Genomic DNA, 19983 nt, shown 5'->3' with positions numbered 1-19983 from the left:
ACGCTCCGACGCCCCGCGCCCTCGACGGGCGCAGCAGCCCGGCAGGGCCCGAGGAAAGGACCACGACGTCGTGACCACATCCGAGACCGAGTACCGCATCGAGCACGACACGATGGGCGAGGTGCGGGTGCCCGCATCGGCCCTCTACCGTGCCCAGACGCAGCGTGCCGTCGAGAACTTCCCCATCAGCGGGGCCGGACTCGAGCCGGCGCAGATCGTCGCGCTCGCTCGCATCAAGCGGGCGGCCGCCCTGGTGAACGGCGAGATGGGCATCATCGACCGACCCGTCGCCGCCGCGATCGTCTCGGCCGCCGACCAGATCATCGGTGGCAGCCATCACGACCAGTTCCCGGTCGACGTCTACCAGACCGGCAGCGGCACGTCCTCGAACATGAACATGAACGAGGTGCTCGCGACCCTCGCCGGAACGGTCGACGGCGTCGCCGTCCACCCCAACGACCACGTCAACGCATCGCAGTCGTCGAACGACGTCTTCCCGACCTCCGTGCACGTCGCCGTCACGGGTGCGCTGCTGCACGACCTGATCCCCGCCCTCGACCACCTGGCGATCGCCCTCGAGAAGAAGGCCTCGGCCTGGGCCGACGTGGTGAAGGCCGGGCGCACCCACCTCATGGACGCCACTCCGGTCACGCTCGGTCAAGAGTTCGGCGGCTACGCACGGCAGATCCGTCTCGCGATCGAACGGGTGCAGAGTGCCTTGCCCCGCGTGGCCGAGGTGCCCCTGGGCGGAACGGCCACCGGCACCGGCATCAACACACCCCAGGGCTTCCCGCAACGGGTCATCGCCGTCCTCGCGGACGACAGCGGCCTGCCCGTCACCGAGGCGCTCGACCACTTCGAGGCGCAGGGGGCGCGCGACGCGCTCGTCGAGGCCTCCGGTGCCTTGCGAGTGCTCGCCGTGAGCCTCACGAAGATCAACAACGACATCCGGTGGATGGGTTCGGGTCCCAACGCGGGCCTCGGCGAGCTGCACATCCCCGATCTGCAGCCCGGTTCGTCGATCATGCCCGGCAAGGTCAACCCGGTCATCCCCGAGGCCGTGCTCATGGTCTCGGCACGCGTGATCGGCAACGACGCGACGATCGCCTGGGCCGGCGCGTCCGGAGCCTTCGAGCTCAACGTGGCGATCCCCGTGATGGGCACGGCGCTGCTCGAGTCGATCCGCCTGCTCTCGAACGCCACCCGTGCCCTGGCCGACAAGACCGTCGACGGGCTCGAGGCCAACGTGGAGCACGCCCGTGCCCTCGCCGAGTCGTCTCCCTCGATCGTGACGCCGCTCAACCGGGTCATCGGCTACGAGGCCGCGGCGAAGGTGGCCAAGCACGCGGTGACCCAGAAGCTCACCGTTCGCGAGGCCGTCGTCGATCTCGGGTTCGTCGAGCGGGGCGAGGTCACCGAGCAGCAGCTCGACACCGCCCTCGACGTGCTCAGCATGACCCACCCGGGCTGAGCCCAGCGCGACGGGGCGCCCTGCCCCACCCTGCCGGGCTGAGCCCTTGCCGGCGGGGCGCCCTGCCCCACCCTGCCGGGCTGCGCCCCGGTCGGTGGGGTGCCCTGCCCCACCCTGCCGGGCTGAGCCCAGCGCGACGGGGCGCCCTGCCCCACCCTGCCGGGCTGAGCCCCGGCCGGCGGGGCGCCCTGCCCCACCCTGCCGGGCTGAGCCCCGGCCGGCGGGGCGCCCTGCCCCACCCTGCCGGGCTGCGTCCAACGTGCGGCACCGAGCCCGGGTCGCCGCCCCCGGCGGCAGCCCGTCGGGCGTGCCCGACCGGGGCGTCGCCGACCCGGGCGTCCCGACCGGTCGTCGCGCCCGCAGCACGTCGAGGAGGTGCGCGCCCGTGGGAGACGGACACGCACCTCCTCGGCGTCACGGCCACTTCTCGTGCTCGTCCTCGTCCTCGTCGTGTGGCCGTGGCTGGACCGCGGCACGGTCCTCACAGAAGCGTCACGACGGCATCGATGCCGACGCTGCCCGAACGGACGACCACCACACACCAGAACGCCGCGAGCAGGCATGGCCCGAAGGGGACACCCCGACCGGCGCGTGCCGAGTCCGCCGCCGGATGCGAGCGTGACCGTCGCCGCCTCGTGCGGAACGTCCGAATGCCGGCCACGCCGGTGGCCAGAGTTCCGGCGAGGCCCCAGAAACCCAGCAGAGCCGTCGGGTCACCCGTGGACAGGAGTCCGGTCAGGACGGCCCCGAGCTTGACGTCCCCCATGCCCAGGCCACCCGCGAGGGCGGCCAGCAGACCGAACCCGGCCGCGGCCAGGGCGAGGGCCAGGCTCGTCGCCGCCTCGGCGGAGTCACCCCCGGCGACGCGCTGAGCCGTCGACACCCCCCACGCACCCGCGGCCACTCCGACGAGGACGTTGGGCAGTCGACGTTCGGCGAGGTCGATCCGGACCAGGGCCGGTGTCACGGCCGCGACTCCGAGAAAGCCGACGAGCGCCACCGTCCCCGCGTCGGCGCCCGCGCCCGAGAGCGGAACAGCGTGAGACGTGGCAGCCGCGGCAGCAACCGCGACCGCCGACAGCGCAGCCACGGCGACTGCTTCGCGAGCCTGTGTGCGCTCCGGCAGCGGCCCGCCACTGCGTCGAGGTGCTCCCCCGTCCGACGAGCGGGGTCCGTCCCACGAGCGGGGTCCGTCCGACGACATCGTCCCGTCCTCCGGACCGTCGGACGAGGTCATGTCGCTCCCGAAGTCGAAGCCGTCACCGGCCCAGGTGGACCCCAAGGCGAGACGCGCTCCCGAGCCGGTCGAACCAGATGCCACGGTCGTCGCCCCCGTGTGCGCCGGACACCAGGACGGCAGGCACGTCCGCGAGGCGCGACGAGACGGCGTCGAGGCCGTCGGGCGTCTTCGAGCACCGCGTGGACGGCCTCGATGACGAGCGGTCGATGGTCGCGCACCATCTCGTAACTGGCCCGAAGGGCGGTCCGACCCTGGATCGTGATGGCCAGGTCCTTCAGACGATCCGCGTCGAACGTGTCGTTGTGCCAGCTGCGGCCGTCGAGTTCGAGAGCGACGACGCCGTCGACGACGACGTCGATGCGACGACGGTCCCCCGGGCCGACTCGGGTCTGTGATTCGACCCGGTGCCCCAGACAGGCGAAAGTCATCCGCATGACACTCTCGAGGAAGCTCTCGCTCCGGACATCGGCCCAGTCGACGATGCCCCTCACGTCGGCTGGAGCGTCGGCGAAGGCCTCGTGCAGTCCGACGACCGAGAAGTGACCGCTGGACAGCGCCCAGTCCAGCAAGGCGACCGCCTCGTCGAGAGGTGCGGCCACGACGGCGTCAACCAGCGCGGTTCGAAGGGGCACCGCCCAGGCCGCCCGGTGTGCGTCGTCCACCGCGTGGTCGTCGTCGTCGGGGTGACGGGGCGTCGTCCCTGGTGACGGACGAGGGGGCACTCGCCCGTCGGACCGCCACCGGACCGTCGCGCCACGCCGTGGCCGAAGTCGTGACGCCCCGGGGGGCACCACGACGCTGACGGTGGGAGCAGCCGTCCACATCCACGCCCCGAGCAGGGCCAGAAGCGACGCCCCGGTCAACCTGCCCCCGATGCGCACGGCCTCGTGCCTCACGTCACCCGGCGGGAACGTCGTGTACCAGCCTCGGCGGGCCCGATGCACGTGCCCGAAGCGGACGGCTGCGGTGAGCATCCGGTCGGTGGCTCCGAGGGCGACGAGATCCCGCTTGTGGAGCACCCCGCCGGCATTCCTGACGTGGGTCGCGATCTGCTGCATGCCGACAGCGTGGCGCGACCCGCACCTCCTCGGCGGTGCGTGAGAGCCCACCGGTGGACAAGAAGGGCGTCGCACGAGCTGGGGCCGGGGCGTTCCGCACGCGGCTCAGGGGTTCACCGGCACACGAGCTCCCCGCCAACCTCCACTCCGAGGGTCCTTGCCTCCGTCCGAAGCTGCTCCTGTCGGCGGCCGGGCCGGCCCCGGCCCGCCCTGCCCGGCCCACCCGTGTGGGCAAGTCCGGAGAATGAGGCCCGCGAACCTCCATCCGCCCTCGAACCCTGCCGACGTGCTGAGTTGCCGACTCGGCAGGCCGCAGCCCCGCGGCGTTCGGAACGCCCCGCAAGGGCCCGTCGCGGACGGCAGAGCACGACGAGACCCCGAGCACCGCGGGTGACTCCGGAGAACGAGGTCCAGGTGCGGCGCTGGCAACCGTCAGCGCGCCGATCTCGGGAGTTGCCGACGCGGCGCGCGGCTCGCCACCCCTGCCCCGCTCACGCCGAGCGCACCCCGTACCGCCCGAACCGGCAGGAGGCGCGGGTCGGGTGACCAGCGCCTCCTGCGGTCCCTGCTACATCAGGTCGTTCGACTCGAGCATCTCGGTGACGAGGGCTGCGATCGCGGACCGCTCGGAGCGGGTCAGCGTCACGTGGCCGAACAGCGGGTGGCCCTTGAGCGTCTCGATGACCGAGGCGACCCCGTCGTGCCGACCGACGCGCAGGTTGTCGCGCTGCGCCACGTCGTGGGTCAGCACCACCCGCGAGTTCTGGCCGATGCGGCTGAGCACGGTCAGCAGCACGTTGCGCTCGAGGGACTGGGCCTCGTCGACGATCACGAACGCGTCGTGCAGCGATCGTCCCCGGATGTGCGTCAGGGGCAGCACCTCGAGGATGCCCCGCTCGACCACCTCGTCGAGGACGTTCTGGGACACGATGGCCCCGAGCGTGTCGAAGACGGCCTGCGCCCAGGGGTTCATCTTCTCGCCGGCATCGCCCGGGAGGAACCCCAGGTCTTGGCCGCCCACCGCGTAGAGCGGGCGGAAGACCATGATCTTCTTGTGCTGTTGCTTCTCGAGCACGGCCTCGAGGCCGGCGCAGAGCGCGAGGGCCGATTTGCCCGTGCCGGCACTGCCGCCCAGCGACACGATGCCCACCTCGGGGTCGAGCAGCAGGTCGATCGCGAGACGCTGCTCGGCCGAGCGGCCGTGCAGCCCGAAGACGTCGCGATCGCCGCGGACGAGACGTGCCTCGCCGCGGGCGAACACCCTCGCCAGCGCCGAACCACGATCCGAGTGCAGGACCACCCCGGTGTTCACGGGGACGTCCGCGAGCGATCGAGCGGAGATCTTCTCGGACTCGTAGAACGAGGCCATCTGCTCGCTCGAGACGTCGATCGAGGCCTGCCCGGTGTACCCGCTGTCGACGACCTGCTCGGCCCGGTACTCTTCGGCGGCGAGCCCGATGGATGCGGCCTTCACCCGGAGGGGCAGGTCTTTCGACACCACCGTGACGGCCAGCCCGTCGGCGGCGAGGTTCGACGCGACGGCGAGGATGCGCGAGTCGGCGTCGTTCAACTGCAGGCCCGAGGGCAGGACCGACATGTTCGAGTGGTTCAGCTCGACTCGCAGCGAACCCCCGTCGCCCACGGCCACCGGGAAGTCGAGACGGTCGTGCTTCACGCGGAGGTCGTCGAGGAGGCGCAGGGCCTGACGCGCGAAGTAGCCCAGTTCGGGGTCGTGACGTTTGCCCTCGAGTTCGCTGACGACGACGACGGGCAGCACCACGTCGTGTTCGGCGAAACGGAAGAGAGCCTGCGGATCGGACAGCAGCACCGAGGTGTCGAGCACGTAGGTGCGCTGGGCGACCGCCTGGTCACCCCCCGTGGCTGATGCGGTGTTGCGTTCGGTTGAGGTGATGTTCGACGCGGTCACGACCACTCCGTCCTCGGGCGGCTGGGCACCCGGGTACCTTCGGCAGAGACGGCCGCGGAGCAGTTGCGAGGCGAACTTTCGTGGCCGTCTCGATCGGGCTCCTTGCCCGATGTGACGAACCTACGACGCGCCTCCGACATCCGCATCATCGACGCCACCGTGTCGTGTGACGATCAGGTGAACGACCCTCATGTGGCGGTCGAGGGTGTTGAGTGCCGAGCCCCACCCCGCAGGGCGGACCCGCCTAGTAGAAGACGGTCGTGCCGAACGAGGTGAACGCGCCCCGCAGCATCTCGAACGACTCGTCGCCCGTGGACACGTGCACGCTCAGCCGGACGGTCGTGTCGCGGACGGTCGCCGTGACCCCGTGATTGATCAATGCGGCCGTCAGCGTCGTCATCTGGTCGAGGGCCGGCTCGAGCACGACGATGCCGGCGCGCTCCGCCTCGTCGCGGGGTGAGACCACGGGCACGGCGAACTCGTCGGCGAGGTCGATCACCCGGGTGGCCCGCTCGGCCACGGCTCGCGAGACGGCGGCGACGCCCACGTCGGCGAGGTCCTCGAGCGCCGTGGCGAACCGCGCCTGGGCGATGGGGTCGGGGTTCGTCAGCTGGAAGGCCGCGGCACCCGGACGGGTCGGCTGCCGTTCGTGGTACGAACCGCCGAGGGTCAGGTCGCTGCCGGCGACACCGCTGAACACCGGGGTCAAGGCCGAGAGGGCCCGATCGCTCAAGGCCAGGAACCCCGTTCCCCACCCGGCCCGGACCCACTTCTGGCCGCCCGACGCGACGACGTCGGCCACGGCGTAGGGCGCGTCGACCACGCCGAACCCCTGGATCGCGTCGACGATCAGCAACCGGTCGCCGATCACCTGGCGGATGCCCTCGAGGTCCACCAGGTACCCCGTGCGGTAGTCCACCAGGCTGACGGCGACGGCGGTGACCGAGTCGGTGAGGTGGCGCTGCACCACGGCCGGCGTCACGACGTCGTGGTCGAGGTCCATCCAGACCGGCTCGAGCACGCGCAGCGCCTCGGCCGATCGCGTCGCCGCGATGGGCATGCTCGGGTAGTCCCGCGGCGACATCAGCACCTGTCCGGTCAGACCGAACAGCGTGTGGGTGAGTCCCGCGCTCGTGTTCGGCTGGAAGACGACGTGGTCGGGTGCGAAGCCGACGATCGACGAGATCGCCCGTCCGACGCGCCCCGCCTGCTCGGTCAGGGCGATCTCAGACCCGAAGCGGGCCCGGGCCTGCACCTCGACCAGCGAGCGCTGCTCGTCGGCGACGGCACTCGAGATGGGTCCCCACTTCGCGAAGTCGAAGTATCCGGGTTCGTCGGTGAAACCCGAGGCGAGGTCGTCGATGGTCTTCACGGTGTTCTCCTAGGCGGCGGTGACTGGTCCACCGTAGTGCCGTCCGTGGTTCGCCGACCCGCGCCTCCTCGTCCCGTCGTCGGCGCAGGCGCGTGCGCGGCCGTCGGCGAGCCGTCGGCAACTCAGGAGAACGGCACACCCGACGCCCCTCAGGAGGCGCGGTGCAGCCCGTCTCCGGAGTTGCCGACACCAGCCCGCTCCCGCCCACCCCACACCGGCGCCAGCGCTCGCGCCGCGCCCGCTCGCGCCCCCGCCCGCGCCCGCTCCCGCGCCCGTCGATCAGGCCGTCGGCAACTCAGGAGAACGGCACACCCGACGCCCCTCAGGAGGCGCGGTGCAGCCCGTCTCCGGAGTTGCCGACACCAGCCCGCTCCCGCCCACCCCACACCGGCGCCAGCGCTTGCGCCCACGCTCGCGCCCCCGCCCGCGCCCGCTCCCGCTCCCGTCGATCAGGCCGTCGACAACTCAGGAGAACGGCACACCCGAACCCCGTCAGGAGGCGCGGTGCAGCCGAACTCCGGAGTTGCCGACACCAGCGCGGTCACCGAGCCGGCAGCCGCGCCCCGATCAGCTGCCGTAGCGGCGGTGCCGGAGGGCGAAGTCGCGCACGGCACGCAGGAAGTCGACCTCGCGCAGGTCGGGGTAGAAGGCCTCGACGAAGTAGAACTCGCTGTGGGCGCTCTGCCACAGCATGAAGTCGCTCAACCGTTGTTCGCCCGACGTGCGGATGACGAGGTCGGGGTCGGGTTGGCCGCCGGTGTAGAGGTGGTCGGCGATGAGCTCGGGGGTGAGCACCTCGGCCAGGGCGTCGAGCGTGCCGCCCGCCGCGTCGTGCGCCCGCACGATGCTGCGCATGGCGTCGGCGATCTCGCGGCGCCCGCCGTAGCCCACGGCGAGGTTCACGTGGAGCCCCGTCTTGTCGGCGGTCCGGGCCTGGGCCTCGCGGAGGGCCGAGCAGAGCGCCGGCGGCAGGTCGTCCGTCGCGCCGACGTGCTGCACGCGCCAGTCCCGCTGACGCGAGAGCTCGTCGGCGACGTCGCCGATGATGCCGAAGAGCTCGGTCAACTCGTCGGACTGGCGGTTGCCGAGGTTGTCGGCGGAGAGCAGGTACAGCGTGACCACCTTGATGCCGAGGTCGTCGCACCAGGTGAGGAACTCGCTGATCTTCGCCGCACCCGCGCGGTGCCCGTGGGCGGCGGTCTCGAGCATGCGCTGCTTGGCCCAGCGCCGGTTGCCGTCGACGATCATGGCGACGTGGTGCGGCAACTCTTGACCGTCGAGGCTGCGGCGGATGCGGTTCTGGTAGAGGCCGTACAGGACTCCCCTGGCGAGGGGAGAAGGACGGCGCTTTTTCACAGGGCTACGGTAGCCCACGGTGGGCCCTCCACAGAGCAAACGATTCTCAGCCCGCCTTCTCGGACGCTCCCCTAGGCTCGGCCCCATGAGCAGCCACACCGACGGAGATCGCGCGGGCCTCCAGGCCGACGAGGTCGACCGGGCCGACCGATCCGACGGGGCCGACATCCCGAACCTGCCGTTGCTCGACGACGCCCTCGCCTACCCCGGCATCGAGCGCAAACCGAGTTGGCGCGGCTGGATCCATGCGGCCACCTTCCCGGTCGCGATCGCGACCGGAGTGGTGCTCGTGGTCCTCGCGCAGGGCGTGGCGGCGACCTGGGCCTGTGCCGTGTTCATGACCACGTCGCTCCTGCTCTTCGGCATCTCGGCGACCTACCACCGCTTCCCGTGGAGCCCGAACGCGAAACGCTTCCTGAAGCGCCTCGACCACGCCAACATCTTCTTGCTGATCGCCGGCACCTACACGCCGATCGCGGTCATCGCCCTGCCGCCGTCCAAGGGCGTCACGCTGCTCGTGCTCGTCTGGACGGGCGCCGTGCTGGGCATCCTCTTCAGGGTGTTCTTCCTGAACGCGCCACGCTGGTTGTACGTGCCGCTCTACGTCTTGCTGGGTGTCGGCGCGTTGGGCTTCATCGTCGACCTGCTCGACGCGAACGTCGCGATGATGGTGCTCGTGCTGGTCGGCGGCGCCCTCTACATCGCGGGCGCCGTGTTCTACGGAATCAAGAGGCCGAACCCCGTACCGGGGCACTTCGGATTCCACGAGCTGTTCCACACCATGACGGTGCTGGCGTACCTCTGCCACTGGACGGGCATCCTGCTCGTGGCCCTGGACCCACCGACCTTCTAGGGCGAGGTCACCCGAGCCGAGGAGGCGCGGGTCGCCGCCCCGGCACCGGTCGCGTCGGTCACGAGTCGCCCTCGCGCCTCCTGCGGTCGGCGTCGTCGTCGAGGTCGCCCTCGACGGGGCGAGCCCGTCGGTCGGCGTCTCCGGGGAGTTCTTCGTCGTCGAGAGCCGCGGCGGCCAGGGTCGCCTCGTCACGCTCGGCCTGGATGCGCTCGCGCACCTCGCCTCGGTAGCGGGTGCGTCGGACCCGACGGGTCATGTCGACGACGATCAGCACCGTCGCGATCGCGACGAACGCGATGGCGACGAAACCCCAGACGCCGGGCGTGACCGCCTCGTCGGGGATGGTCGACGGCGGCAGGGTCGGATCGGGCGTCTGCGGCTGGGCGAGCAGACGGGTCGTGACCGTGAGCACCGAGTCGGAGAGCGCGCTCATCGCTGCACTCCGACGAGGCCGGTGTCGGGGTCGACGACGCCCGCGAACAGGTCGTCCTCGGGCACGTCGGACTCGACGTTCGACTCGACCAGCTGGAAGTCCTCGGTGGGCCAGGCGGCCACCTGCAGGTCGTGAGGCCAGAAGAAGAAAGCGCTGTCGAGCGGCACCTGACTGGCATGCGACCGGAGGGCGGCGTCGCGCACGGGGAAGAAGTCGGAGACCGGCACGCGGGTCGTGGCCAGGTCGGGACGGTCGCTGAAGCGGGCCAGCATCTCGGTCAACGACTCGATGAGGGGCGACTCGGGGTCGCTCTCGCGCAGGTGCGTGATCATCGCGCCGATGCGTCCGGCACTGAACATGCGGTCGTAGTACACCTTGTCGATCTGCCAGGCGTCGCCGGTCGCCGGGTAACGCTCGGGGTCGGCGGCGTCGCGGTAGGCCGCCATCGAGATCTCGTGCGTGCGGATGTGGTCGGGGTGCGGGTACCCGCCGTTCTCGTCGTAGGTCACCAGAACCTGCGGCTTGAACCGGCGGATGATCGCGACGAGCGGCTCGGCGCTGATCTCGAGCGGGATGGTCGAGAACGAGTTCACCGCGACCGATTCTCCCTCGGCCGGAAGCCCCGAGTCGGCGTAGCCGAGCCAGAGGTGCTCGATGCCCATGGCCGCCTGGGCGGCCGCCATCTCGTGCACGCGCAGGCCCGCGATGTCGCGCTCGGCGTGAGCACTGGCCTCGAGCTGCTCGTTGAGGATCGACCCCTGCTCGCCGCCGGTGCAGCTGACGACGAGGACGTCGACGCCGAAGCTGCGGTAGTAGGCGTAGGTCGCCGAGCCCTTGCTGGACTCGTCGTCGGGGTGGGCGTGGACCGCCAGCAGGCGCAGGGTCAATTCTTCCTCGCAATGTGTGCCGGGCAGACGTTGCTACCCTGGGGACAGCTTAATCGGACGGAGATCCGCGTGACGTCCACGCCCCGTGTCACCTCGCCCTCGTCGCGCCTCGACGCACGGTACGGGCGTTCGCCGCGGGGTCGCCGCAGACGCCTCGTCGTGGGCCTGTCCGTCGCCGTCGCCTTCGTCGTCGTCTTCGCGGCGTGGGTCGTCTTCGCCGCCTTCGACGGGACCTCGTCGCAGCTCGAATCCGCCGACGTGGGCTACCAGGTCACCTCCGATCGGGCCGTCGAGGTCCAGTACACGGTCACCGCGGACACGGGCGAGGCCGTCGACTGTGCGGTCGAGGCCCAGAACAGCGGCTTCGCGGTCGTCGGCTGGAAGATCGTGCACCTGCCCGCCTCCGAGCGGCGTTCGGTGACCTACACGACCTCGCTCGCGACGTCGGAACGGGCGGTCACGGGCTTGATCTACCGGTGCTGGCTTCCCTAGACTGCTCGGAATCGCACGACGAGACCGGCCACTCGGCCGGTCTCCTTTTTTCGGTGGGCGACCTCGCCCCGGCTCCCGGCACCGCGCCTCCTCGGCTCGATACGCCCGACCGGGTTCGGCCGCCGCACGAAACGGAGACACCATGAGCACTGACAACGAGACCACCTGGCTCACGACGGACGCCCGCGACCGTCTGCAGGCCGAGCTCGACACCCTCAGCGGCGAGGGACGTCGCGAGATCGCGTCACGCATCGAGGCCGCCCGCGAAGAGGGCGACCTGAAGGAGAACGGCGGCTACCACGCGGCCAAGGACGAGCAGGGCAAGATGGAGGCGCGCATCCGCACGCTCATCAACCTGCTGAAGCACGCGACGGTCGGCGACTCGACGGCCGCCGACGGCATCGTCGGCCCCGGCACCGTCGTCACGGCGACCATCGCCGGCGACGAGAGCACGTTCCTGCTCGGCAACCGCGAGATCATCGCCGCGGGCAGCGACCTGTCGGTCTACAGCGAGACCAGCCCGCTGGGACAGGCCATCAACGGTCTGAAGGTCGGCACGACGACCAGCTACACCGCCCCGAACGGCAAAGAGATCTCGGTCTCGATCACGAACGTCGAGACCTACCAGCCGTAGGTCGCCCGACTCGAAGGCCCCCGCTCGATCGGAGCGGGGGCCTTCGTCGTCCCCGGGCCTGCTGGCGGCGACTGCCGACGCGGGTGTCGGCAACTCCGGAGGACGACGTGCGGAACGCCCGTCCCGCGCCCTGCGGGTCGTCGTTCTCCTGACTTGCCGACCGGGACACGAGCCCACAGGAGGCGCGGGCCGGGTCAGGAGGCGCGCGTCGCGTCAGGAGGAACGGGCCGGGTCAGGAGGCGCAGGTCACGTCAGCAGGCGCGCGTCACGTCCGCAGGTACGGGCAGCGGCACATCAGGGAGGGGCGGCTCAGAAGTCGACGTTGGGCTCGTACCCGGCGTCGCGGAGCCGCTGCAGCACCTCTTCGACGTGGTCGGGGCCGCGCGTCTCGACGCTGAGCTCGAGCTCGACCTCGCTGATCTGGAGCCCACGACCGTGGCGGGTGTGCAGCACCTCGACCACGTTCGCGTTGGCGTCGGACAGCACCTCGCTGACGCGGGTCAGCTGGCCGGGGCGGTCGGGCATGCCGATGCGCAGCTTGACGTAGCGGGCGGCGGCCGCGAGGCCACGACCGATCACGCGCTCCATCATCAGCGGGTCGATGTTGCCGCCGCTCAGGATCACCACGGTCGTGCCGAGGTCGCGCACCTGCTCGGTGAGGATGGCGGCGATGCCCACGGCACCCGCGGCCTCGACGACGAGCTTCGCACGCTCGAGCAGCACGAGCATCGCCCGGGCCGTGTCGTCGTCGCTGACCGTGACGATCTCGTCGACCGTGTCGCGGATGATCTCGAAGTTGAGCACGCCGGGTTTCGCCACGGCGATGCCGTCGGCGATCGTGGGCTGGGCGTCGATGTCGGTCCGGACGCCGAGTTTCATCGAGACGGCGTAGGGGGCGGCGTTGGCCGCCTGCACGCCGATGATGCGGACGTCGCGCCCGATGCGTGCCGCGCTCTGCTTCAGGGCACTGGCCACACCGGCTGCCAGCCCACCCCCGCCGACGGGCACGATCACGGTGTCGACGTCGGGCACCTGTTCGAGGATCTCGAGCCCCAGCGTGCCCTGGCCCGCGACGACGTCGGCGTGGTCGAACGGGGGGATGAAGACGGCGCCGGTCGTGTCGGCGAACTCTTGCGCGGCTCGCAGCGACTGCTCGACCGTGTGCCCTCGGAGGACGACGTCGGCGCCGTAGTGCCGGGTCGCCTGCAGCTTGGGCAGGGCCACGCCGACGGGCATGAAGATCGTGGCCACGATGCCGAGTTCACGGGCCGCCAGGGCGACGCCCTGCGCATGGTTGCCGGCCGAGGCGGCGACGACCCCGCGCGCCTTCTCGTCGTCGCTCAACTGGGTCAGGCGGTTGTAGGCGCCTCGGATCTTGTACGACCCGGTGCGCTGCAGGTTCTCGCACTTGAGGTGCACCCGCGAGCCGAGCACCTCGGCGAGGTAGTGCGAGGTCTCCATCGGGGTGACGCGGACGACCTGCGAGACGCGGTCGCGCGCCTCCTCGATCTCGACGAGGGTGGGACCGGCCAGGGTGCGTTCAGACATCGGTGAGGCCTCCGGGCTGCGTGACGTCGTGCTCGACGGGTCGCGGCTTCTCTCGCCACGTGCCCCTCGCGACGTAGGTGATCATGACGTTCAGCACGGCCACGAACGGGACCGCGAAGAGGGCGCCGGGGATCCCGGCGACCAGGGTGCCGGCCGCGACGGCGAAGACGACGGCCAACGGGTGCACCTTGACGGCGCTGCCCATGACGAACGGCTGCAGCAGGTGCCCCTCGATCTGCTGCACGAGGATCACCACGGCGAGCATGAGTAGGGCCACGACCCAGCCGTTGTAGACGAGGGCGATGACGACGGCGACGGCCCCGGTCGCGACGGCGCCGACGACGGGAACGAACGACCCGAGGAACACCGCGATCGCGATCGGCGCCACCAGGGGCAGGCCGAGGAAGAACGCCCCCAACCCGATGCCCACGGCGTCGACGAACGCGACGAAGATCTGCACCTTGACGAAGTTCGTCAGCGTGAGCCACCCGGCACGGCCCGCCCCGTCGATCGCCGGACGCGAGACGCGGGGGAAGAGCCTGACGACCCATCGCCAGATCTCGGCCCCTCCGATGAGCAGGAAGATCGTCGCGAAGAGCCCGAGCACGAGCCCCGCACCCACGTGCCCCGCCGTCGACCCGACCGAGAGGGCACCGCGCACGAGCGGCTGGCTGTCTTGCTGGACGGCCGCGACGGCGTCGGACACGTACCCGTTGATCTGCGCCTCGGTCAGGTGCAAGGGCGAGGTGAGCAGGAAGGCCTTGAAGTCGCCGTACGAGGCGATCGACCGATCACGCAACGAGGGCCAGCCGTCGACGATCTGGAGCACGACGAGCAGCAGGAGGCCGGAGACCGAGACGAAGAACCCGACCAGGACCGACACGACCGCCAGCCACTTGGGCCAGCCGTGCCGCTGCAACCACCCCGACAGCGGGACGAGCAGGGCGGAGATCAGCAGGGCCACCAGGAAGGGGATGACGATGACCCGCAGCTGGGTGACCAGCCAGATGAACACGCCGGCCACGGCCACGATCAGCAGGATGCGCCAGGACCAGGCCCCGGCGATGACCATGCCCCGCGGCACCGACGGATCGGCGACGACACCGGCCGCGCGACCGCTCGTCGCGTCACCCAGCACCTCGTCGCCGCGCGTGGGGCGGTTCCGCCAGATCATCGCGTCAGTTTATGGCCCCGCGGGGCCGGTGACCTACCCCTCCACATGCCGTTGCGCGCATGTGTCGACGGGAACCAGTCGACGGCAGGAGGCGCGGCGCCTGTCGGTGGCCGTGGCTACAGTCGTCCGCGTGCCCCGTCAGCAGCTCTCCCCCGCCCAGGCCCGTCGAGTCGCCCTGGCGGCCCAGGGCTTCGGGAGGCCCGTCGGCGGCCAGGCCCGCCCGGGGACGCGGCAGTTGAACGGCCTCGTCGATCGTCTCGGACTGCTGCAGATCGACTCGGTGAACGTGTTCGAGCGCAGCCACTACCTGCCCGCGTTCGCACGCCTGGGCGCGTACGACCGCGCGACCCTCGACCGTCTCACCTTCGCTCCCCGCGGGCGGTACGTCGAGTACTGGGCCCACGAGGCGGCCATCGTCCCGGTGTCGACCTGGCCCCTGTTGCGGTGGCGCATGCGCGACTACGACGTGAAGTGGCGGGGGGACGCCTCGTCGTGGCTGTCCACGAGTCCGCGCATGGAACGCTGGCTGCTCGACGAGATCCGTGACAAGGGGCCTCTGCCTGCCAGCCTGGTCGAGGCCGACGCCGCCCTCTTCCCCCAGCCCGACCGGACGGGCCCGTGGTGGGGGTGGGGCGACGTGAAGCGCGGTCTCGAATCGCTGTTCCGCACCGGCGCCCTGGTCAGCGCCGGTCGCCGTCGATTCGAGCGCGTCTACGCACTTCCAGAACAGGTGCTGCCGGCCGAGATCCTGGCCGTCGACGTCGACCGGCACGAGGCCCACCGGCGCCTCGTCGCCCACGCGGCCCGCGCCTCCGGGGTGGCGACGGCCGCCGACCTCGCCGACTACTTCCGCCTCAAGGTCGCCGACGTCGTGCCCGCCCTGCGCGAGCTGCACGACGAAGGAGTCGTCGAGCCCGTGGTCGTGCCGGGCTGGGGTGCGACCGCGTGGCTGCACCGTGACGCCCGCGTACCCCGTCGGCTCGAGGCCGACGCCGTGCTGTCGCCGTTCGACCCCGTGGTCTGGTACCGGCCCCGGGCGGAGCGCCTCTTCGGCTTCCGCTATCGCATCGAGATCTACACCCCCCGCGAGAAGCGAGTGCACGGCTACTACGTGCTGCCCGTCCTGCAAGACGACCAGCTCGTGGGGCGGGTCGACCTCAAGAGCGATCGTCAGGCGGGCGTCCTGCGGGTGCAGTCGGCGTGGCGCGAGCGCGACCTCCCCATCGACGTCGAGCGGCTCGCGACGACGCTGCGCCGGGCAGCCGCCTGGCAAGGGTTGGGCGCGGTCGAGGTCGCCGACCGCGGGGACCTGGCAGGAGCCCTCCGAGCGCCCCTGGCCGGCCACGCCGAGTCAGACGCCGACGCCGACGTCGCGGTCCGCCGCCTCGACTAGAAGGTCCCCGCGTTCTGTCGCAGACGCTGGATGCGATCGGCGAGCGGAGGGTGCGTGCTGAAGAGTCGGTCCATCATGCCGGGCTTCATCGGATCACTGATCCAGAGGTGCGACATCGAGGTGTTCTGTTGCCGCATGGGCCGCCCCTGGGCACCGAGCTTCTCGAGGGCTCGGGCGAGACCTTCGGGGTACCGCGTCGTCAATGCCCCGGTGGCATCGGCGAGGTACTCGCGCTGACGCGAGACGGCGGCCTGGACACCCGCCGCGGCGAGAGGCGCGATGATCATGGCCACCAGACCGAGCACCAGGAAGACCGGGTTCCCGCCGCCCCCACCGTTGTTGTTCGAGTTGCGGTTCCCCCCGGACAACGCGCTGAAGAACGACATGCGCAACAGGATGTCGGCGATGAATCCCACGGCCACGACGAGGCCGAACACCATCGTCGACACACGGATGTCGTAGTTCTTCACGTGGCCGAGCTCGTGAGCCATCACGCCCTGGAGCTCGCTGTCGTCCATGATCTCGAGCAGGCCGGTCGTGGCGGCGACCACGGCGTGTTCCGGGTCGCGCCCCGTGGCGAAGGCGTTGGGAGCCGGATCGACCACGACGTAGACCTTGGGCATCGGCATGCCCATCGTGATGCTGAGGTTCTCGACCGTGCGGTACAGCCGCGGAGCCGTCACGCCGTCGACCTGCTGGGCGTTGCTCATCGAGAGTGCCTGCCCGCTGGCCGCGAAGTACTGGATCACGGCGTACACCGCGGCACCGCCGAGCACCAGGAAACCGATCGATCCGTTGTTCCAGATGGCGCTCGCGGCGAACCCGAGAGCCCCGACGATCACCAGGAAGATCAGGACGATGAAGACGGTGTTGCGCTTGTTGCGCGAGATCGCGGAGTACACGGTGTCGAGGACGACTCGGGCTGGATCAGAACTGGACGCGCGGCGGTTCGGCGATCGCCGACGGCTCGGAGACCTCGAAGAAGTCCCGCTCGCTGAAGCCCAGCCGCTTGGCGAAGAGGGAGTTGGGGAAGACGCGGTTCTTGGTGTTGAACTCGCGAACGCCGCCGTTGTAGAAGCGGCGGGCGGCCTGGATCTTGTCCTCGGTGTCGACCAACTCGGACTGCAACTGCAAGAAGTTCTGGCTCGCCTGGAGCTGTGGGTAGGCCTCGGCCACGGCGAAGATGCTCTTCAGGGCGGTCTGCATGTGCCCCTCGGCAGCCGACGCCTCGGCCGGTGTGCCGGCCCCGATGGTCTCGGCACGGGCCGCTGTCACGTTCTGGAACACCGACGACTCGTGCGAGGCGTATCCCTTGACCGCCTCGATGATGTTGGGGATCAGGTCGGCCCGGCGTTTCAGCTGGATCGTGATGTCGCTCCACGCCTCGTCGACGCGCACCTTGAGGGTCACCAACGAGTTGTAGGTGGCCCAGAGGTAGATGCCGATGATGACCGCGAGCAGGACGATGATCCCTGCTGCTACCAAGATGCCGATCGTGGCCGGTTGCATGACGTGTCACTCCTAGGTGGTGGACCGATGACGGCGGGCGCCGGATGGTCGCCCGCGACCTGGGTCGGGTCGTCGGGAGCCCGTTGGACACTATAAATGCGCTGCATGTGGGCTCCCTGCCCGTCGGGAGATCTCGGAGCAGACTCCCGACGGGCGCTCCGCCGGGCATCTCCCCCGCGCAACGGATTGACTTGTACCCCGAGAACGTGCTGAATGGGTGACAGTGTTCGAGTCGCCGACCCTGCATCCGACGCGTCCGTCGACCTCGGTCGACGAACGGCTCCTGGTCGTGCCGCGACGCGGGCGACGCATCGTGTCGACCCTCGCGGCGGTCGTGCTCGGTCTCTCGCTCGTCCTGTGGGTCGGCGTCGGCGCCCATGCCGCAGGCAACCCCTCGGGTACACCCACACCCGTCCCGTCGAACGGCCAGCCCGGTCCCGTTCCGGTCACACCGACCATCCGCGACGTCGGCGATCAGGACGTGAACACCGTCGTGGTCGGCGGCACGGGCACGTCCGGAGCCACCGTGAGGGTGCTCGACCCCCGCGTCCCCAGTCGGGCCCTCTGTGAGGTCACCCTGCCCACCGGAGGCACGACCGGCGTCCCCTGGTCGTGCACGGTGACACTCGAGGACGGTGCCGACCAGACCCTCACGGTCCGCGACGTCACGAACTCGGCCGTGGTCGGCGACGCGATCAGCGCTCCGTTCTCGGTGCTCGGTCCGCCGACGGTCCAGGGCGGACCCGCCGTCGGCGGCAAGGTCGCGGGCACCGCCTTCGCGGGTGCCCGCGTGACCCTCGACGGAGGCGCGGCGCCGGTCTCGGTGACGGCCGACGCATCCGGGGCCTGGTCGGCGGTGCTCCCGTCGACGACCTGGCCGACCGGCCGGTACACGGTCACCGCGTCCCAGTCCTCGGGATCCGTTCCTGCCGTGCCCCGGTCCTCGACCTCCACCGGCGTCACCGTCACGATCGACCGCGACCCACCCGCCGCGCCGGCCGTCCTCTCGCCCCGGGCCGGCGAACGGTTCGCCACGCAACCCCTCACCTTCTCGGGGACGGGAGAAGACGGCGCGACCGTCACCGCGTACGTCGACAGCACCCCCGTCTGCCAGGCCACCGTCGCCGACGGCGCATGGGGCTGCACGTCCTCCGACGCCGCTCTCTCCGACGGAGAGCACGTGGTCCAGGCCGCCCAGATCGACTCGTCGGTGAACGTCGGGCCGCCCAGCGCGGGCATCTCGATCACGGTGACGTCGTCGGCCGCGCAACCCGCGCCTCCGTCGTCCTCGACCGCACCGGCACCGACACCGGGGCCCGGCGCGTCCGGGGGTCCTGCCGTCCCGACCGAGCCGACTCCCGGGACGCCCGGGGGGACGGTGCCCGGCGACGGCTCGGGAGGCACACCGGGCGACGGCGGCGGGGGCCGGTCCGAGGCGGCCACGCCGACGACCGACTCCTGGGCCGTCGCGACGACCTTCGGCCGCGACCTGCCCTCGCTCGGCCAGACGATGGGCGGCACGGGGTGGTTACTCGCTCTCGGCCTGGCAGCCGCGTTCGTGCTGCTCGTCGTCGCCCCGGCACGACTGCTGGCCACGGCACTCAGAGGCCGACTGGTGCCTCGTGGCCCACGGCTCACCGGCCGCAATCGTCGCCGCGAGCTCCCCACCTCGTTCTCGACCGCCACGCTCGACCCCCGCCTCGCCGCCGCATTGACCGTCACCGCCGGAGCCGCCGTGGTCGCGCTGGCGGCCGGCCTCGACGACGAGGTCCGCTACGCGCGCCTGTTCGCCGGGATCGTCATCGGGGTCGCCCTGGTCAACCTGCTCGTCGTCGTCGTCCCCACCCGGCTGATGGGGCGTGCCCGAGAACGCGAGGGGCGCGTCCGCATGTCACCGCGCCTCCTTCTCGTCGCCGTCGTCGCGTGCGCGGTCACGCGGCTGCTCGGCCTCGACCCGCCCCTCGTGCTCGGCGTGGTGCTCGTCGGCAGCCTTGCCGCAGCACCCCGGTCGCCGGCGCGCCACGGCCGCACCGACGCGGTGGACGATCGCGAGGCCGGGCTGCTGGCGCTCGTCCAGGTCGTCACCCTGGTGGCCGTGTCGGCCGCGGCCTGGGCCGTCCACGGGGCCTTGCCCGCCACCGGGGGGTTCGTCACCGAGCTGGCCCTCGAGACGAGCGCGACGGTCTGCCTGACCGGGCTCGGGTCCCTCGTGCTGGCACTCGTCCCCCTGAGCTCCCTGCCGGGTCGGCGGATCTGGGCCTGGTCGCGCCCGCTGCACGTCGGACTCAGCGTGGTCGGCGTGGCTGCGGCGGCCGCCGTGCTGACGGGCGGTTCGTCGTCGTTCCCCGTCGGAGGAGCGGTCGTGGCCGCCGCCGTCACGGCAGGGCTCTGCCTCGCCGTGTGGCTCTGGACGTCGTTCGTCGAGATCACTCCCGACGACGCCTGACCCGACGCGCCCCTTGGCGGTGGCCACGCGTGCCGTGGCCCGGCCGGACGCCAGACCGCCGACTGCGGTCCGGCCGACGGTGATCCTGCCGACTGCCACCCCCTGACTGCGATGCCCCTGACTGCAGTCCCGGGTCGCGCCGCGCCTCTTGCGACGGCCGTCGTCGGCACGTCAGGTGGACGACGCACGA

Annotated in this window: 17 protein-coding genes; 7 read left to right on the top strand and 10 right to left on the bottom strand. The window is 71.2% G+C overall.

Annotation, left to right across the window (positions count from 1 at the left end; translation table 11 throughout):
- Positions 1–70: 70 nt before the first annotated feature.
- Complete coding sequence (locus IFT88_RS05055) at positions 71–1471, top strand: class II fumarate hydratase (protein WP_342212067.1); 1401 nt, start codon at positions 71–73, stop codon at positions 1469–1471.
- Positions 1472–1952: 481 nt separating this feature from the next.
- Here the strand turns inward: IFT88_RS05055 and IFT88_RS05050 are convergent, their stop codons facing one another.
- A complete protein-coding gene (locus tag IFT88_RS05050; RefSeq protein WP_192119195.1) occupies positions 1953–2561 on the bottom strand; it encodes a hypothetical protein in 609 nt (202 codons plus the stop codon).
- 329 nt (positions 2562–2890) lie between these two features.
- Here IFT88_RS05050 and IFT88_RS05045 point away from each other — a divergent pair, with 329 nt between their 5' ends.
- On the top strand, positions 2891–3106 hold the full coding sequence (locus IFT88_RS05045; protein ID WP_192119194.1) for a hypothetical protein: 216 nt from the start codon (positions 2891–2893) through the stop codon (positions 3104–3106).
- 1231 nt (positions 3107–4337) lie between these two features.
- Here the strand turns inward: IFT88_RS05045 and IFT88_RS05040 are convergent.
- The 3 genes from IFT88_RS05040 to IFT88_RS05030 form a co-directional block, all read right to left on the bottom strand.
- The gene (locus IFT88_RS05040) at positions 4338–5681 is read right to left on the bottom strand and encodes a PhoH family protein (RefSeq protein WP_342212080.1); all 1344 of its coding nucleotides are present in this window, start codon (positions 5679–5681) and stop codon (positions 4338–4340) included.
- A 259-nt stretch (positions 5682–5940) separates the two neighbouring features.
- On the bottom strand, positions 5941–7068 hold the full coding sequence (locus tag IFT88_RS05035) for an aminotransferase class V-fold PLP-dependent enzyme (protein ID WP_192119190.1): 1128 nt from the start codon (positions 7066–7068) through the stop codon (positions 5941–5943).
- Positions 7069–7635: 567 nt separating this feature from the next.
- Positions 7636–8424 (bottom strand): isoprenyl transferase, encoded by a 789-nt coding sequence (locus IFT88_RS05030; RefSeq protein WP_043597826.1) that lies wholly within the window; start codon positions 8422–8424, stop codon positions 7636–7638.
- 85 nt (positions 8425–8509) lie between these two features.
- Between IFT88_RS05030 and trhA the strand changes: the two genes are divergently transcribed.
- On the top strand, positions 8510–9277 hold the full coding sequence (gene trhA / locus IFT88_RS05025; RefSeq protein WP_192119186.1) for a PAQR family membrane homeostasis protein TrhA: 768 nt from the start codon (positions 8510–8512) through the stop codon (positions 9275–9277).
- Positions 9278–9335: 58 nt separating this feature from the next.
- On the opposite strand, the gene IFT88_RS05020 is transcribed toward trhA, so the two are convergent.
- On the bottom strand, positions 9336–9710 hold the full coding sequence (locus IFT88_RS05020; RefSeq protein ID WP_137847380.1) for a hypothetical protein: 375 nt from the start codon (positions 9708–9710) through the stop codon (positions 9336–9338).
- Positions 9707–10597 carry a mycothiol conjugate amidase Mca gene (mca, locus tag IFT88_RS05015; protein ID WP_192119184.1) on the bottom strand — a complete coding sequence of 297 codons (891 nt, stop codon included), beginning with the start codon at positions 10595–10597 and terminating at the stop codon, positions 9707–9709. Before mca ends, IFT88_RS05020 begins: the two co-directional genes overlap by 4 nt.
- Positions 10598–10666: 69 nt before the next feature.
- On the opposite strand from mca, the gene IFT88_RS05010 reads away from it, so the two are divergent.
- Together IFT88_RS05010 and greA are read left to right on the top strand one after the other, a co-directional pair.
- Positions 10667–11089: a DUF4307 domain-containing protein gene (locus tag IFT88_RS05010; protein ID WP_043597824.1), complete on the top strand. Its 423-nt coding sequence runs from the start codon at positions 10667–10669 to the stop codon at positions 11087–11089.
- 142 nt (positions 11090–11231) lie between these two features.
- Positions 11232–11723, top strand: a complete 492-nt coding sequence (gene greA, locus IFT88_RS05005; RefSeq protein ID WP_043597822.1) for a transcription elongation factor GreA — start codon at positions 11232–11234, stop codon at positions 11721–11723.
- Positions 11724–12032: 309 nt separating this feature from the next.
- Here the strand turns inward: greA and ilvA are convergent, their stop codons facing one another.
- A complete protein-coding gene (gene ilvA, locus IFT88_RS05000) occupies positions 12033–13271 on the bottom strand; it encodes a threonine ammonia-lyase (protein ID WP_043597819.1) in 1239 nt (412 codons plus the stop codon).
- Entirely contained in the window at positions 13264–14445 is a 1182-nt protein-coding gene (locus tag IFT88_RS04995; protein ID WP_137847382.1) for an AI-2E family transporter, read from the bottom strand. The genes ilvA and IFT88_RS04995 overlap by 8 nt, the downstream gene beginning before the upstream one ends.
- A gap of 130 nt (positions 14446–14575) precedes the next feature.
- On the opposite strand from IFT88_RS04995, the gene IFT88_RS04990 reads away from it, so the two are divergent.
- Positions 14576–15838, top strand: coding sequence for a winged helix-turn-helix domain-containing protein (locus IFT88_RS04990; RefSeq protein ID WP_342212066.1), 1263 nt, complete (start codon positions 14576–14578; stop codon positions 15836–15838).
- Here the strand turns inward: IFT88_RS04990 and IFT88_RS04985 are convergent.
- Positions 15835–16740, bottom strand: coding sequence for a M48 family metalloprotease (locus IFT88_RS04985; RefSeq protein WP_192119182.1), 906 nt, complete (start codon positions 16738–16740; stop codon positions 15835–15837). The two genes, IFT88_RS04990 and IFT88_RS04985, sit on opposite strands and share 4 nt — an antisense overlap.
- A 25-nt stretch (positions 16741–16765) precedes the next feature.
- Entirely contained in the window at positions 16766–17347 is a 582-nt protein-coding gene (locus tag IFT88_RS04980; RefSeq protein ID WP_043597810.1) for a LemA family protein, read from the bottom strand.
- A gap of 217 nt (positions 17348–17564) precedes the next feature.
- Here IFT88_RS04980 and IFT88_RS04975 point away from each other — a divergent pair, with 217 nt between their 5' ends.
- On the top strand, positions 17565–19793 hold the full coding sequence (locus tag IFT88_RS04975) for an Ig-like domain-containing protein (protein ID WP_192119180.1): 2229 nt from the start codon (positions 17565–17567) through the stop codon (positions 19791–19793).
- Positions 19794–19983 lie beyond the last annotated feature (190 nt).

The organism is Frigoribacterium sp. CFBP 8751 (assembly GCF_014841545.1).
Lineage (GTDB): Bacteria > Actinomycetota > Actinomycetes > Actinomycetales > Microbacteriaceae > Frigoribacterium.
This window is presented reverse-complemented; position numbering and strand designations above follow the sequence as displayed.